Here is a 15,329-nt window from a genome sequence, read left to right on the forward strand (position 1 = left end):
GGTTCCAGTGTTGACTTGGACAAAGTCCAAGTTAGGATCGAGTCGTCACGACCGGACACCGCGGAGGCACCCCCATGACGACCCAGGACGAGCTGCGCCCCACCCTCACCACGGAGGCGGGTGCCCCCGTCGCCGACAACCAGAACACCGAGACCGCCGGCATCGGCGGCCCGGCACTCATCCAGGACCAGCTGCTCTTCGAGAAGCTCGCGCACTTCAACCGCGAGCGGATCCCGGAGCGCGTCGTGCACGCCCGCGGTGCGGCGGCCTACGGCACCTTCACCGTCACCGCCGACGTGACGGCCCACACCCGGGCCGCGTTCCTCTCCGAGATCGGCAAGCAGACCGAGGTCTTCCTGCGCTTCTCCACCGTCGCCGGCAACCTCGGCTCCGCCGACGCCGTCCGCGACCCGCGCGGCTTCGCGCTGAAGTTCTACACCGAGGAGGGCAACTACGACCTCGTCGGCAACAACACCCCGGTGTTCTTCATCAAGGACGCCGTGAAGTTCCCGGACTTCATCCACACCCAGAAGCGCGACCCGTACACCGGCTCCCAGGAGGCGGACAACGTCTGGGACTTCTGGGGCCTGTCGCCCGAGTCCACCCACCAGGTGACCTGGCTGTTCGGCGACCGCGGCATCCCCGCCACCTACCGCCACCTCAACGGCTACGGCTCGCACACCTACCAGTGGCAGAACGAGGCCGGCGAGCACTTCTGGGTCAAGTACCACTTCAAGACCGACCAGGGCATCCGCAACCTCACCCAGGACGAGGCCAACCGCCTCGCCGGCGAGGACCCGGACAGCCACCAGCGCGACCTGCGCGAGTCCATCGAGCGCGGCGAGTACCCGACCTGGACCGTCCAGGTGCAGATCATGCCGGCGGCCGACGCGGCGAACTACCGCTTCAACCCCTTCGACCTCACCAAGGTCTGGCCGCACGCCGACTACCCGCCGATCGAGATCGGCAAGCTGGAGCTCAACCGCAACCCCGAGAACGTCTTCGCCGAGGTCGAGCAGTCGATCTTCTCCCCGGCGCACTTCGTGCCCGGCATCGGCCCGTCCCCGGACAAGATGCTCCAGGGCCGCCTGTTCGCCTACGCGGACGCCCACCGCTACCGCGTCGGCATCAACGCCGACCACCTGCCGGTGAACCGCCCGCACGCCACCGAGGCGCGCACCAACGGCCGCGACGGCCACCTCTACGACGGCCGCCACGGCCGGCAGAAGAACTACGAGCCGAACAGCTTCGGCGGCCCGGTCCAGACCGGCCGCCCGCTGTGGGCCGCCACCGCCGTCACCGGCGCCACCGGCAACCACGTCGCGCCCTCGCACGCCGAGGACGACGACTTCGTGCAGGCCGGGAACCTGTACCGGCTGTTCTCGGAGGACGAGAAGCAGCGGCTGATCGCCAACCTGGCCGGCTTCATCGCCAAGGTCTCCGCCGACCGCGAGGACATCGTCGAGCGGGCGGTCGACAACTTCCGCAAGGCCGACGCCGACTACGGGCAGCGGCTGGAGGCGGCCGTCCGGGAGCTGCGCAAGCAGTAGCCCGGCGCGCGCCCCGATGAGCAGCGGGCCCCGTGACCAGATGACTGGTCACGGGGCCCGCACCAGTTCCGGGGCCGCCCGCTCGCCGGAGAACGGGGCCCGGGGCGGCCGGGGTCAGACGCTCAGGCGGCGCAGGGTCTCGTCGTGGAGGATGCCGTTGCTGGCGACGGCGTCCGCGCCGCCGGGGCCGGGGACGCCGTCCAGACCGGTGAAGCGGCCGCCGGCCTCCTCGACGATGATGCAGTTGGCGGCCATGTCCCAGAGCGAGAGCTCGGGCTCGGCGGCGATGTCGACCGCCCCCTCGGCCACCATCATGTAGGACCAGAAGTCGCCGTAGGCGCGGGTGCGCCAGCAGGCGCGGGTGAGGTCCAGGAAGGGGTCGAGGCGTCCGCGCTCCTCCCAGCCGGTGAGCGAGGAGTAGGAGAAGGAGGCGTCCTCGATCCGGGAGACGCCGGAGACGTGGATCCGGGAGGCCTTGGTCAGGCTGCGGCCGGCGAAGGCGCCGAGGTCCTTGGCCGCCCACCAGCGGCGCTGCAGCGCGGGGGCGGACACGATGCCGACGACCGGGCGCTCGACGCCGTCCGGGCCGTCCTCCAGCAGGGCGATCAGGGTGGCCCAGACCGGGACGCCGCGGATGTAGTTCTTGGTGCCGTCGATCGGGTCGATCACCCAGCGGCGGGGGCCGGAGCCCTGCAGGCCGAACTCCTCGCCGAGCACCGCGTCGCGCGGGCGGGCGCGCTGCAGCACGCCGCGGACGAGTTCCTCGGCGGCCTTGTCGGCGTCGCTGACGGGGGTGAGGTCCGGCTTGGTCTCGACGGTGAGGTCGAGGGCGCGGAAGCGCTCCAGGGTGACCGAGTCGGCCGAGTCGGCGAGGACGTGGGCGAGTCGGAGATCGTCGTGGTAGTCGGCCATGTCCGAAACCCTAGCGAGCCCGCCGGGATCGGCACAGCCGGGCTCGCGGAGCGGGACGGGGCGGTCCACGGGCCCGTCGGGGCGTGTCCCGCGGACCTCAGTGCGCGGTGCCGCTGAGCTGGAGGCCGATGACGCCGGCGATCACCAGGGAGATCGAGACCAGCTTCAGCACCGAGGTGGTCTCGTCCAGGAAGACCATGCCGTAGACGGCGGTGCCGGCCGCGCCGATGCCGGTCCACACGGCGTAGGCGGGTCCGACCGGCAGGCTCTTCAGGGAGAGGGTGAGCAGGCCGAAGCTGCTCAGGGCGAACACGCAGAAGCTGATGGTGGGCCAGAGCTTGGTGAATCCCTCGCTGAGCTTGAGGTTGATCGCGAAGCCGGTCTCCAGCAGGCCGGCCAGGATCACCAGGGCCCATGCCATCGCGTGCCCTCCCTGTCGATCGACGGGTCGGACCGCGCTGTGGCCCGACTTTCCTATGATCACCAGGCTGGCGCGGTCCGACACCTCGAACGGTGGGGAAACCCGGGGGCGGCGGGGCCGCCGGCCGGGTCAGTCGCCCTCGCGGGCCTCCTTGCTGGAGAGCAGCCGGCGCAGCGAGTAGAGCCGGGCGCCCTCGGCGTGGCCGTCGGCGACCCAGGCGTCGAGCGCGCAGTCCGGCTCGTCGTGGCTGCAGGCGCGGGGGCACTCGACGGTGCCGGGCTCCAGGTCGGGGAACGCGTGGATGACCCGGGACGGGGCGATGTGCGAGAGGCCGAAGGACCGGAACCCCGGGGTGTCGATCACCCAGCCCGGGTCCAGCGCCTTCCGGGACCCGGGCTTGGCGCCGGGCGGCGGGGGCAGCCGCAGGGCCAGGGCCGAGGTGGTGGTGTGCCGGCCGCGGCCGGTGACGGCGTTGACGTGGCCGGTCTGCCGCTGGCGGTCCGGGACGAGGGCGTTGACCAGGGTGGTCTTGCCGACGCCGGAGTGCCCGATGAACACCGTGGAACGCCCGCGCAGGTGCTCGCGGACGGCCTCGGCGCCGGTGGTCCCCAGCTCGTCCCGGCGGGTGACCACGTAGTCGATGCCGAGCGGCGCGTAGGCCTCCAGCAGCGGCTCGGCCGGGGCCAGGTCGGACTTGGTGAGCACCAGCAGCGGGTCCATGCCCGCGTCGTAGGCGGCCACCAGGCAGCGGTCGATCAGCCGGGGCCGCGGCTCCGGGTCGGCGAGCGCGGTGACGATGGCCAGCTGCCCGGCGTTGGCGACGACGATCCGCTCGTACGGGTCGTCGTCGTCCGCGGTGCGCCGCAGGACGGAACTGCGGTCCTCGACCCGGACGATCCGGGCGAGCGTGTCGGCGTCCCCGGAGAGGTCGCCGACCAGGTTGACGACGTCGCCGACGACGACGCCCTTGCGGCCCAGCTCGCGGGCCTTCATGGCGACGACCTCGCGCTCCTGCTTGGTGCCCGGGTCGACCAGGCAGGTCAGCCGGCCGCGGTCGACGGTCAGCACCATCGCCTCGGCGGCGTCGTCGTGCTTGGGCCGGATCCGGGTCCGCGGCCGGGAACCGCGGCGTGCGGGGCGGTTGCGGATGTCGTCCTCGTCGGCGTCCTTGCCGTAGCGGCGCATGTGCTCAGTCTCCGATCAGGCGTCCGCCACCGCTTCGCCGAGCAGTTCCGCCCACATCCGCGGGAAGTCGGGCAGGGTCTTGGCGGTGGTGGCCACGTTCTCCACCTCGACGCCGGGCACGGCGAGGCCGACCACCGCGGCGGCGGTGGCCAGGCGGTGGTCCTCGTAGGTGTGGAAGATCCCGCCGTGCAGTGCGCGGGGGCGGATCCGCAGGCCGTCCTCGGTCTCGGTGACGTCGCCGCCGAGGTCGTTGATCTCCTTGGCCAGGGCGGCCAGCCGGTCCGTCTCGTGCAGCCGCAGGTGGGCGATGCCGTAGAGGTGCGACTCGGAGTCGGCCAGCGCGGCGACGGCGGCGATCACCGGGGTGAGCTCGCCGACGTCGTGCAGGTCCGCCTCGATGCCGTGGATCCGGCCGGTTCCGGTGAACTGCAGGCCCTCGTCGGTGAACTCGCAGGCGCCACCCATCCGGGTGTAGATCTCGCGCAGCTGGTCGCCGGGCTGGGTGGTGTGCTTCGGCCAGTCGCGCACGGTGACGCGGCCGCCGGTGACCAGGGCGGCGGCGAAGAACGGCGCGGCGTTGGAGAGGTCCGGCTCGACCACCAGGTCGCGGCCGATCAGGGCGCCGGGGGTGACCCGCCAGACGTCCTTCTCACCGCCGTCCTCGGGGGCGTCGACCTGCACGCCGGCCAGGCGCAGCATCTCGACGGTCATCCGGATGTGCGGCAGCGACGGCACCGGGCCGCCGACGTGCCGGACCTCGACGCCCTGGTTGTAGCGGGCGCCGGACAGCAGCAGGGCCGAGACGAACTGCGAGGACGAGGAGGCGTCCAGCTCGACCGGGCCGCCGTCCAGCGCGCCGGTGCCGTGCACGGTGAGCGGGAAGGCGCCGCGGCCGCCGTCGTCGATCCGGGCGCCGAGCGCGCGCAGGGCGTTGATCACGCCGTGCTGGGGGCGCTCGTAGCTGCGCGGGTCGCCGTCGAAGTGCACCGGGCCGTCGGCGAGGACGGCGAGCGGGGGCAGGAAGCGCATCACGGTGCCGGCGTTGCCGACGTCGATCGAGGCGGGGCCGCGCAGCGCCGGGGTCGGGATGACCCGCCAGGCCTCGCCGCCGCCGGTGCCGCCGGAGTCGTTGTTGACCCGCTCCTCGATGCCGACGCCGAGGGCCCGCAGGCCGTCGGCCATCAGCTGGGAGTCGCGGCTGCGCAGCGGGCGGCGCACCCAGCCGGGCTCGTCGGCGAGCGCCGCCAGCACCAGGGCTCGGTTGGTGACCGACTTGGAGCCGGGGATGGTGACGGTGGCGTCAACGGGGGTGGTCGCGACGGGGGCGGGCCACAGGGTCTCGGTCATGGGGGCCAGTTTAGGGGCCGTACCGGAACGGCCCCCGTGACGGCCGGATGCTGAGAGCCGCCGCCGGGCGCGTCCGGGCCCCGTCCGCGGCTACAGCGGAGCCAGCAGCCAGCTGGCGCCGAGGGCGAGGCTGGCGAGGGCGGTGAGCAGGAAGACGGTGATCCACGCCAGCCCGGGGACGTGGGTGAGGCGGGCGAGCTGGTCGGCGTCGGAGTCGCGGGCCCAGCCGGTGCGGCGCTGGTGCTGGAGTTCGAGGACCGGGCGGACGGCGCCGAACAGCAGGAACCAGCAGCCGAGGTAGGCGAAGCCGGCCTGCACCTCGGCGCTGCCGAACCAGGACACCAGGAAGAAGGCGCCGCCGGCGACCAGCACGGTGAACAGGCCGAAGGCGTTGCGGATGCGCACCAGCAGGGCGAGCAGCAGGACGACGGCCAGCCAGAGCAGCAGGGTGGTCCGCCCGGCGGAGAGCAGGGCGGCGCAGCCGAGGCCGAGCAGGGCGGGGGCGGTGTAGCCGGCGGCGGCGGTGAGGATCATGCCGGGGCCGGTGGGGCGGCCGTAGGAGAGGGTGAGGCCGGAGGTGTCGGAGTGCAGCCGGATGCCGGCCAGCCGGCGGCCGGTGAGCAGGGCGGCGAGGCCGTGGCCGCCCTCGTGGGCGATGGTCACGGCGTTGCGGGTGACGTGCCAGAGCGGGCGGGCGAGGACGGCGAGCAGGGCGGCGCCGGCCGTGGCGAGGACCAGCCAGCCGGGCGGGCCGGGCTGGGTGCCGGTGACCTGGTCCCACAGTTCGCCGAGGTTCCGGTCGGTCGGGTGAGGGCTCATCGTTCTTCTCCGCCTCCGTTCGCTGCGTTGGGCCGTTCGGGGCAGCCTCCCATGCGGGGACGGTCGGGCGGGAGCGGGTGGTTCTGTCCGTGGGATGAGGAAGTGGTGAGCGTGCCGGGCATGGCAAGCTGACCGGCATGTGCGGTCGCTTCGCAGCCAGCAGCAAGCCCGAGGACGTCGTCGAGATCTTCGGCGTCGAGCAGTGGGACCCGGCGGAGACGCTGGCGGCCAACTGGAACGTGGCGCCGACGAACAGCGCCTTCGTGGTCCTGGAGCGGGTGCCGAAGGGCCGGGAGCGGCCGGTGCGGCAGCTGCGGGTGCTGCGCTGGGGGCTGGTGCCGCAGTGGTCGAGGTCGGCCGAGACGGCGGTGAAGATGATCAACGCCCGTTCGGACACGGTGCACGAGAAGCCCTCGTACCGGCAGGCCTTCGCCTCCCGCCGGTGCATCGTGCCGGTGGACGGCTACTACGAGTGGCAGACGGTGCCGGGCGAGCGCGGCAAGGCGCGCAAGAAGCCGTACTTCGTCTCCCGGGCGGACGGCACCCCGCTGGCGCTGGCCGGGCTGTACGAGTTCTGGCGCGACCGGACGGTGCCGCCGGACCACCCGGCGGCCTGGCTGGTGACCTTCACCATCGTCACCACCGACGCCGAGGAGTCGCTGGCGCCGATCCACGAGCGGATGCCGCTCTTCCTCGACCCGGCGTCCCACGGCGAGTGGCTGGACCCGGGGCTGACCGACCCGGACGCGCTGCAGCGGCTGCTGATACCCCCGCCGCCCGGCGAGCTGCTGGCCACGCCGGTCTCCCCGGCGGTCGGCAGCATCCGCAACAACGGCCCGGAGCTCAAGGAGCCGTGGGCCGAGGCCGAGTACGAGACCACCCTGTTCTGAACCGGCTGGAGTGCCCGAGGATGACCCGCGAACCCGCCCCCACCGAACCCGTTCCCACCGGGACCGACCCCACCGAACCCGTTCCCACCGGATCCGTCCCGACCGAGCTGGTCGCGACCGGGGCCGGCGACGCCCGGATCCGCTACCACCGGGCCGCCGCGCCGCGGGCGCTGCTGGCGCTCGGGCACGGCGCGGGCGGCGGGGTCGAGGCCCGGGACCTGGTCGCGCTGGCCGAGGCGCTGCCGCCGCGCGGGATCACCGTGGCGCTGGTCGAGCAGCCCTGGCGGGTGGCCGGGAAGCGGCTCGGCCCGGCGCCGCGCACGCTGGACCTCGGCTGGACGCCGGTCGCCGAGCGGCTGGCAGGTCAGGGCCTGCCGCTGGTGGTCGGGGGGCGCAGCGCCGGGGCGCGGGTGGCCTGCCGGACGGGCGCGGCCACCGGGGCGGTGGGGGTGGTGGCGCTGGCGTTCCCGCTGCACCCGCCGGGCCGGCCGGAGAAGAGCCGGGCGGAGGAGCTGCTGGAGTCGGGGCTGCCCACGCTGGTGGTGCAGAGCGCGGCGGACCCGTTCGGTGGTCCGGTGGAGTTCCCGGAGCTGCCGGCGGGGCACGAGCTGGTGGCGGTGCCGTACGGCAGCCACGGCTTCGAGGTGCCGAAGCGGGCGCCGGTCGGGCAGGACGAGGTGCTGGAGCTGATCTGCCGGGCGGTCGGGGACTGGGTGCTGGCGCTGCTCTGAGGCAGGGGGCACCGGGGGCGGCCGGGCGGCCGGAGCCGACCGGGCGGCGGTGACCAGGGGTTTCCGGCCGATCGCCCGTGCGAGTGATGAGGCGGCCGCGGCGGGAATGCGGGCGCCGTCCGGGTGGTTGACACCCTCGTCAGCACGATTCCCGGTGAGAGGCAGGGCAGATGGGTTCGATCGCGTGCCCCGAGCGGCCAGAGGAGCGCGAGGCCGCTGCGGCGTTCGCCCCCGCCTGGTCCGACTGGATTGTCGCGGGCGAGAAGCCCGTCAGCCCGATATCCTCCATTTCGGGGCGGCCCGCCGGGGGTCGTGCCCGCCATGCCGAGGAGGTGGGTCCGGTCGTCGGGACCGAGCACGAGGCCGAGCCGGGCCGGGGCCCGGAGGAGGGCCAGCCCGTGGGCGAGGCGCTCACCGGTGAGGAGCTGGCCGAGGCGATCGGTGAGGACACCTTCCGGGTGTCCGCGGAGGAGAGCGAGGAGGCCCGGCGGGAGCGCTTCGAGCGCGACGCCCTGGGCTACCTGGACCCGATGTACTCCGCGGCGCTGCGCATGACGCGCAACCCCGCGGACGCGGAGGACCTGCTCCAGGAGGCGTTCGCCAAGGCGTACGCGTCCTTCCACCAGTTCCGCGAGGGCACGAACCTCAAGGCCTGGCTGTACCGCATCCTCACCAACACGTTCATCAACTCGTACCGCAAGAAGCAGCGGGAGCCCCAGCGCACCGCGGCGGAGGAGATCGAGGACTGGCAGCTGGCCCGCGCCGAGTCGCACATGTCGACCGGTCTGCGCTCGGCCGAGACCCAGGCGCTCGACCACCTCCCCGACAGCGACGTGAAGGACGCGCTCCAGGCCATCCCGGAGGAGTTCCGGATCGCCGTCTATCTCGCGGACGTAGAGGGCTTTGCGTACAAGGAGATCGCGGACATCATGGGTACTCCCATCGGTACGGTGATGTCCCGGCTGCACCGCGGCCGCCGTCAGCTGCGCGGCATGCTGGAGGACTACGCCCGTGAGCGCGGGCTCGTCCCGGCCGGCAGCGGGGCAGGGCAGGAAGCGAAGGGCTCGGGCTCATGAGCTGCGGCGATCCGCACGACACGGAGTGTGGCGAGGTCCTCGACCACCTCTACGAATTCCTCGACAACGAGATGGCCGAGGGGGACTGCGCCAAGCTGCGGGAGCACTTCGAGGAGTGCTCGCCGTGCCTGAAGCAGTACGGGCTGGAGCAGGCGATCAAGGCGCTGATCAAGCGTTCCTGCGGCTGCGACGACACCCCGGCCGACCTGCGCAGCAAGGTGCTCGCCAGGATCGACTCGATCCGGGCCGGCCAGCGCTCGGGTGAGCAGGTGGTGGTCGCCGTCGAGACCGCGGTCGAGATCCACGTCGAGGCCGCCCGACCGGCCCCGACCCCCGGCCAGGGCGGCCAGGCGCCGTCCGCGCGGCCGGGCGCCCCCGTCGAGGCGGGTGCTCCGGCGGAGTAGCCGGCGCCTCCGCGCGGCCGGACGGCCGACCGGAGCAACCACCGGGCCCGTCGGCGAGGACGGGCCCGGTGGTCAGGACACGGAGTTCAGCGGCCCCGGGAGCGTGCGCTCCCGGGGCCGCTCCCGTCGTGCTCGCATGCGCCCTCACTCGTTCGAGTGAGTTGACGGTGTGCCAGCTGCGCCATTGCGCGATCATGCGTCCCCGCGCCCGGACGGCGGCCTATCCTCCTGACGGACGCTCACCGCCGGTCCGCCCGGCGTGCTGAGGCAACGCGGGCCCGGACGGCGGGGGAGGTCGAGATCGCTACCGACAGTGGAGGCGCGGCCCTGCCGCAGGGAGCGACGCGCTACCTGGTGGCCGTTCCGGTGGCGGCGCTCTGCTGCCTGCTGCCGCTGCTGCCCGCCGAGGCCGTCCCCGGGGTGCCGCGCTGGCTCGGAGCGCCGGTCGACTGGCCCAAGGTCGGGCTGCTGGCCCTCCTGCACGGGTGCTGGGAGTCGCTGGCCCAGGGCCTGCCGACGCCCTGCCTGCGGCTGACCCGCCTTCTGCTGCGCCGCCCGCCGCCGTCCGAACGGGCGCCCAACCGGCCCGGCGTCAACGCCTTCTTCCCGGTGCTGTTCGCCGGTGTGCTGATGCTCCCGCCGGCCGCCGCGGCCCTGGTCGCGGTGCCCGCCGCGCTGCTCGGCGGCCCCACCCGGCGCACCTGCCGGGCCCGTCAGCTGTGGAACGGCTCCCAGCTCGCCCTGTGCGCCTTCGCCTCCTCGGCCGCCTTCCAGCTGCTGCGCGGACCACAACTGCTGCTGGGCTCCCGGTTCCCCGCCGCACTGCTGCCCGGCTTCGCCGCCGTCGCCACGTTCTGCCTGGTCAACGGGGTGCTGGTGGGCGCCATGCTGATGCTCACCGAGGACCGCCGGCCGGTGGTGCTGCTGCGCGGGGCCGTCGCGGTCTGCGGACTGCCGGTGCTGGTGCACGCCGCCGGCGGCCTGATGGTGACGGTGCTCTGGCAGGGCCCTTACGGGGCGTTCGCGGCGCTGCTGGCGCTGCTGCCGCTGTCGATCTCGGCCTGGGTGTTCGCCCAGGGCCAGCGTGAGCGGGACGCCCACCAGGCCACCGTGCAGTCGCTGGTGCAGGCCGTGGAGATCAAGGACGCGTACACCCGCGGGCACAGCGAACGGGTCGGCCGGGCCTCGGTGCTGATCGCCACCCAGCTCGGCATGGAGGCCGAACGGCTGCGCACCCTGCGCTTCGCCGGGATCCTGCACGACGTCGGCAAACTGGGCGTGGCCACCGAGCTGCTGCGCAGAAACGGTCCCCTCAGCGAGGCCGAGCGGCGGGCCGTCGAGATCCACCCGGTGTACGGGTTCGAGCTGGTGCGCGGCATCGCCTTCCTCGGCGAGGCGCACGCCGGGATCCTGCACCACCACGAGCGGATGGACGGCCGCGGCTACCCCAGCGGGCTCAGCGGCGAGCAGATCCCCGAGTTCGCCCGGATCATCTCCGTCGCCGACGCCTTCGACTCGATGACCTCCACCCGTTCCTACCGGCGTGGCCGGCCCGTCACCGAGGCGGTCGCGGAGCTGCAGCGCTGCTCGGGCAGCCAGTTCGACCCGGCGATGGTGCGGGCGCTGATCGACGCGCTGGTCGTGCACGACTGGCAGCCGGTGCTGCCGCCGCCCGACGGCAGCATCCGGGCCGTCCCGGACATCCCGCTCGGGGTGCCCGAACCGGTCCGGGCCGCGCCGCGCCGGGTGCCCGCCCAGGGCGGGAGCGTCCCCACGGCCGGGCAGCCGTGACGGCGGCCGGCCGGCAGGCCCGCGCCGTGCACGCGGCGGCGGCCGCGCTGCTGTTCCTCGCGTGGGCCGCGGTCGCGCTGCGAGGGGTGGCCGAGCCGCGGGTCGCGCTGGCGTTCACCACGCTCATCGCACTCGGCGAGTGCGTCCGGATCACCCTTCCGGGGGACCGCGAGCAGGCACCCATCGGCGCGGCCGGCGCACTGGCGTACGCGCTGCTCGGCCCGCTGCGCGGGGTGCCCACCGCGCACGGCACGCTCCAGGTGGTCGCGGTGACCGGGGTCGGCCTGCTGCTCGCCTGGTTGCCCGGGCTCGCCCTGCCCTGGCTCAAGGCGCACTGCAGGGGCGGCGACGGGGCCGGCCTGATCCACCGGGCCCGGCCGGACCGGCCGCACCGGCGCCCGCCCTGGGCCGACCCGGCCCGCCGGGACAGCGCGGCCCGCCGGCTGCTCGGCGTCGGCTTCGCGGCCGCCGTCTTCCAGCCGCTCTACAACGGCGGCCTGGTGGACCGCTTCTCGCCCGAGGGCCCGGCGTACGGGGCCTTCCTGACCGCCGTCGCCGCCCTGGCCGCCCTCTGCGACGCGACCCTGGCCGCCCTGCTGCGCCGCTCGGCGGCCGGCCCGGACACCGGGCTGCGGTTCCCGGCGGCGCTGGAGGACGAGCTCCGCTCGCTGTTCGGCATCGGCTCGGCCATCGTCGCCACCGGGATGCTGGTCAGCCTCGCGGCCGGCGAGGTCGGGCTCTGGGCGCTGCCGCTGTTCTGCACCCCGCTGCTGCTCGCCCAGGTGTCCTTCCGGCGCGCCGCGGCCGTGCGGGCCACCACGGGGCAGACCATCGCCAGCCTGGCCAGGGCCACCGAGGTGGCCGGCTACACCCCGCACGGGCACGCGCGCCGGGTCGCGGACACGGCGTGCGCGCTGGGGCGCGAGCTCGGACTCGGGACCCGGGAACTCGCCCTGCTGGAGTACGCGGCCCTGATGCACGACGTCGGCCAGCTCTCGTTGGTCGAACCGGTGCCGGACGGCGCCACCGCCCTGCTGTCCTGCGCCGAGCAGCAGCGGATCGCCCGGCTGGGCAGCGAGGTGATCCGCCGCACCGGGGTGCCCCGGCAGGTCGCCGAGCAGGTCGCCCGGCTGGCCGATCCGGTGCTCGGCCCGGCCGGCGCGGACGGCTCGGTGCCGCTGGCCGCCCGGATCATCCGGGTGGCCAACGCCCACGACGACCTGCTGACGGCCGCCCGCGGCCGCGGGGTGGGCGAGGCGGTGGGGCGGCTGGAGGCCCTGGAGGTGCTGCGGCTGGGCCGCGGCCGGGTGTACGACGCCCGGGTGGTGGACGCGCTGGCCCGGGTGGGCGGGCAGACCCGGGGGTGAGGGGCCCCGGGAGCGCGCCGCGGGGCCGAGGTCCGAGGACTCGGGCAGCCGCCGGCCCGGCCGTCCCGGGCAGCAGGGGTGACCGCTGCCCCGCCCGTCCCGGGCAGCAGGGGTGACCGCCGGCCCGGCCGGGGGTTCACCGAGGTCGACGGGGGTACCCGGCGTCCGTACGGGCGCCGGTGGGGGCCCGCACCCGGCGGGCCCGGGTCGGGTCCGGCCCGAGGCGGACTGGAGACGCGGCCCAGGCGCGGGCGCGCGACCACCCGCCGGGGTTGAGGCCGGGCGGCCGGGCGGGCAGGCTGGGTAGGGCGGGCGCCCAACCTCAGCGGTGGGGAGCGCGGGCGGGGGCGGGCGTGGTTGGATGCGGTCGTAGCGTGGAACACCGACCCGGGACACCGGGCCCGAACCCCGCGAAGCGTCCGGCCCCGAGGAGTTGGGGTGGGCGCGGTGGTACGGGACTCGAGCGGACGACGACGGCAGGGACGAACGTGAGGATCTTCCACCGGGCACGGCACCGGCCGTCCGCCACCTGGCGGCAGACGACCGACCGTGCCTTCACGCTGATCGGCGACGGCCGCTACGAGGACGCCGGCGCGCTGCTGGTGATGGCCGCCGACCTGGAGCCCTGGCTGTCCGACTCCTGGTTCAACCTCGCCCTGCTGCACAAGTTCCGCCGCGACTGGGAGCAGGCCCGCTCGGCCGGCCTGCGCGCCGTCGCCCTGCTCGACCGCGAGCACGGCGCCCCCGACTGGTGGAACCTCGGCATCACCGCGACCGCCCTGCAGGACTGGCCGCTCGCCCGCCGCGCCTGGCAGGCCTACGGGCTGAAGCTGCCCGGCGGCCCCGGCGGGCAGCCCGACGGCCCGGTCAGCCTGGACCTCGGCACCACGCCGGTGCGGCTCTCCCCGGACGGCGAGTCCGAGGTGGTGTGGGGCCGCCGGCTCGACCCGGCCCGGATCGAGGTGCTGTCCATCCCGCTGCCCTCCTCCGGCCGCCGCTGGGGCGAGGTGGTGCTCCACGACGGCGCCCCGCACGGGGAGCGGGTCACCGACGGCGTCGCCTACCCGGTGTTCGACGAGATCGAGCTGTGGGCGCCCTCCCCGGTGCCGACCTACGTGGTGCTGCTGCAGGCCGCCACGGCCGGGGACCGGGACGCCCTGGAACGCCTGGTCGCGGACGCCGGCTACGCGGCCGAGGACTGGACGTCCTCGGTGCGGCTGCTCTGCCGGGCCTGTTCGGAGAGCCGGATGGCCGCCGACGACGGCCACACCGCCCACCACGACCCGCACGACGACGGCGACGCCGCGCACCCCGGGCACCTGAGCCACCTCAGCCAGGGCGGCGCGGCCGGGATGTCCTGGCTGGTCGAGCGGGAGTGCGGGATCGCCGCACCCGCACTGCTGGTCCGCTCGCTCCTCGACCGCTGGGTCGCGGCCGCGCCCGCTGCACGGGCGTACCGGGATCTGGAGGAAGTCTGCTGAGCGGGCCGCTTACCCTTGAGCGGTATACCTGGCCCATTCTCGGAAGCGGAAGCGGAAAAGTAGCGATGGCGGAGCAGCACGACCACCAGCACGACCACGACCACGAGCCCGCAGGGGACGCGGCCCAGCCGGTGAAGGTGGTCGGTGAGGAGCCGGACCTCTCCAAGGGCACCGCGCGTCCGATCACCGTCGTGGGCAACCCGGTCCTGCACCGCGAGGTCAAGGACGTCACCGCGTTCGACGGCGAGCTCTCCGCGCTGATCGACGACATGTTCCAGTCGATGTACGCGGCCGAGGGCGTCGGCCTGGCGGCCAACCAGATCGGCGTCGACCTCAAGGTCTTCGTCTACGACTGCCCCGACGACGAGGGCGTGCGCCACATCGGCCACGTCATCAACCCGAAGCTGGAGGAGTACCCGGCGGACCGCAAGCGCGTCCTGGACGACGGCAACGAGGGCTGCCTGTCCGTCCCGACCGCCTACGCCGAGCTGGCCCGCCCGGACTTCGCCGCGGTGACCGGCGTCGACAAGGACGGCAACCCGATCCGCGTCGAGGGCACCGGCTTCTTCGCCCGCTGCCTGCAGCACGAGACGGACCACCTCTTCGGGTTCCTCTACATCGACAAGCTCTCCAAGCGCGACCGCAAGGACGCCCTGCGGCAGATGGCCGAGGGCACCCCGCGCTACGCGACCGTGCCGAACGCGTAGTCGCCGCCCGCGTCGAACACCGCTGCCCCGTACGGGAGTTCCGTACGGGGCAGCGGTGCGTCCCCCCGTTCGGGGCGGGCGCCGGTTCGGGCGCGGTTGTCGTTCAGTGGTGCATCCGGGCCCCCTTGAGGACCTTGTCCACCGCGTTGCGCGGCCCGTGGACGGCCAGCCCCACCAGATCGAGCAGATCCCCGGGCACCGCCCGCACCGCCGCCCGGTTGTCCCGGTCGTTGCCCGTGGCGAACAGGGCCGAGGTGAAGACGGCCGTCGGCAGCGACCGGCCGAGCGCGCGGCCGTGCGCGGCCGTCAGCACCTCCTTCGTCCCCTGGAACACCAGGACGGGCTGGCGGAACATCGGCAGGTACGCGGTGCCGTCGGCGTCCGCGTACGGCTCCCCGACCAGCTCGGGGCGGACCGTGCCGAGGCCGCTGACCAGGAAGGCGGTGACGTTCAGCCGCTGCCAGGGCTCCAGGTCCTCGCGCAGCAGGACGGCGATCTTCGTGTCGAAGCGCACGGGCGCGCCCGCGGTCCCCGCGTCGGTCCCGGTGCCGGCCCTTGTGTCGGTCCCTGTGTCGGCCCCGGCCCCGGGTTCCGTGCGGGCGCCGGTCTCATCGATCGTTCTCATGCGTCGAGACTGCGGGGCGCCCG

Annotated in this window: 15 protein-coding genes; 9 read left to right on the plus strand and 6 right to left on the minus strand. The window is 74.4% G+C overall.

Features of this window, described 5'->3' with window-relative positions; translation table 11 throughout:
* Positions 1-74 precede the first annotated feature (74 nt).
* Complete coding sequence (locus ACFYUY_RS36150) at positions 75-1,550, plus strand: catalase (protein ID WP_360204309.1); 1,476 nt, start codon at positions 75-77, stop codon at positions 1,548-1,550.
* A 114-nt stretch (positions 1,551-1,664) separates the two neighbouring features.
* On the opposite strand, the gene hisN is transcribed toward ACFYUY_RS36150, so the two are convergent.
* The 5 genes from hisN to ACFYUY_RS36175 form a co-directional block, all read right to left on the minus strand.
* On the minus strand, positions 1,665-2,462 hold the full coding sequence (gene hisN / locus ACFYUY_RS36155; RefSeq protein WP_360204312.1) for a histidinol-phosphatase: 798 nt from the start codon (positions 2,460-2,462) through the stop codon (positions 1,665-1,667).
* A 97-nt stretch (positions 2,463-2,559) separates the two neighbouring features.
* Complete coding sequence (locus tag ACFYUY_RS36160; RefSeq protein ID WP_360204315.1) at positions 2,560-2,883, minus strand: multidrug efflux SMR transporter; 324 nt, start codon at positions 2,881-2,883, stop codon at positions 2,560-2,562.
* 129 nt (positions 2,884-3,012) lie between these two features.
* Positions 3,013-4,068, minus strand: coding sequence for a ribosome small subunit-dependent GTPase A (rsgA, locus tag ACFYUY_RS36165; protein ID WP_360204318.1), 1,056 nt, complete (start codon positions 4,066-4,068; stop codon positions 3,013-3,015).
* A gap of 15 nt (positions 4,069-4,083) precedes the next feature.
* The gene (gene aroA, locus ACFYUY_RS36170) at positions 4,084-5,415 is read right to left on the minus strand and encodes a 3-phosphoshikimate 1-carboxyvinyltransferase (protein ID WP_360204321.1); all 1,332 of its coding nucleotides are present in this window, start codon (positions 5,413-5,415) and stop codon (positions 4,084-4,086) included.
* A gap of 90 nt (positions 5,416-5,505) precedes the next feature.
* Complete coding sequence (locus tag ACFYUY_RS36175) at positions 5,506-6,234, minus strand: M50 family metallopeptidase (protein ID WP_360204323.1); 729 nt, start codon at positions 6,232-6,234, stop codon at positions 5,506-5,508.
* A 137-nt stretch (positions 6,235-6,371) separates the two neighbouring features.
* Between ACFYUY_RS36175 and ACFYUY_RS36180 the strand changes: the two genes are divergently transcribed.
* The 8 genes from ACFYUY_RS36180 to def all read left to right on the plus strand — a co-directional run bounded on the left by ACFYUY_RS36180 (position 6,372) and on the right by def (position 14,681).
* Positions 6,372-7,124, plus strand: coding sequence for an SOS response-associated peptidase (locus ACFYUY_RS36180; protein WP_360204326.1), 753 nt, complete (start codon positions 6,372-6,374; stop codon positions 7,122-7,124).
* 20 nt (positions 7,125-7,144) lie between these two features.
* Complete coding sequence (locus ACFYUY_RS36185) at positions 7,145-7,855, plus strand: alpha/beta family hydrolase (protein ID WP_360204329.1); 711 nt, start codon at positions 7,145-7,147, stop codon at positions 7,853-7,855.
* Between the two features lie 332 nt (positions 7,856-8,187).
* Positions 8,188-8,931: a sigma-70 family RNA polymerase sigma factor gene (locus ACFYUY_RS36190; RefSeq protein WP_360204332.1), complete on the plus strand. Its 744-nt coding sequence runs from the start codon at positions 8,188-8,190 to the stop codon at positions 8,929-8,931.
* Positions 8,928-9,335, plus strand: a complete 408-nt coding sequence (gene rsrA, locus ACFYUY_RS36195; protein WP_360204334.1) for a mycothiol system anti-sigma-R factor — start codon at positions 8,928-8,930, stop codon at positions 9,333-9,335. The genes ACFYUY_RS36190 and rsrA overlap by 4 nt, the downstream gene beginning before the upstream one ends.
* 354 nt (positions 9,336-9,689) lie before the next feature.
* On the plus strand, positions 9,690-11,126 hold the full coding sequence (locus ACFYUY_RS36200; RefSeq protein WP_360204337.1) for an HD-GYP domain-containing protein: 1,437 nt from the start codon (positions 9,690-9,692) through the stop codon (positions 11,124-11,126).
* Positions 11,123-12,493, plus strand: a complete 1,371-nt coding sequence (locus ACFYUY_RS36205; protein WP_387907286.1) for an HD-GYP domain-containing protein — start codon at positions 11,123-11,125, stop codon at positions 12,491-12,493. The genes ACFYUY_RS36200 and ACFYUY_RS36205 overlap by 4 nt, the downstream gene beginning before the upstream one ends.
* Positions 12,494-12,981: 488 nt before the next feature.
* Entirely contained in the window at positions 12,982-13,974 is a 993-nt protein-coding gene (locus tag ACFYUY_RS36210; protein WP_360204342.1) for a hypothetical protein, read from the plus strand.
* A gap of 65 nt (positions 13,975-14,039) precedes the next feature.
* Complete coding sequence (gene def, locus ACFYUY_RS36215; RefSeq protein WP_360204344.1) at positions 14,040-14,681, plus strand: peptide deformylase; 642 nt, start codon at positions 14,040-14,042, stop codon at positions 14,679-14,681.
* A gap of 103 nt (positions 14,682-14,784) precedes the next feature.
* Here def and ACFYUY_RS36220 read toward each other — a convergent pair whose 3' ends face one another.
* Entirely contained in the window at positions 14,785-15,306 is a 522-nt protein-coding gene (locus tag ACFYUY_RS36220; RefSeq protein WP_387907290.1) for a DUF2000 family protein, read from the minus strand.
* Positions 15,307-15,329: the final 23 nt, after the last annotated feature.

This window comes from Kitasatospora sp. NPDC004745 (genome assembly GCF_042873275.1).
Lineage (GTDB): Bacteria > Actinomycetota > Actinomycetes > Streptomycetales > Streptomycetaceae > Kitasatospora.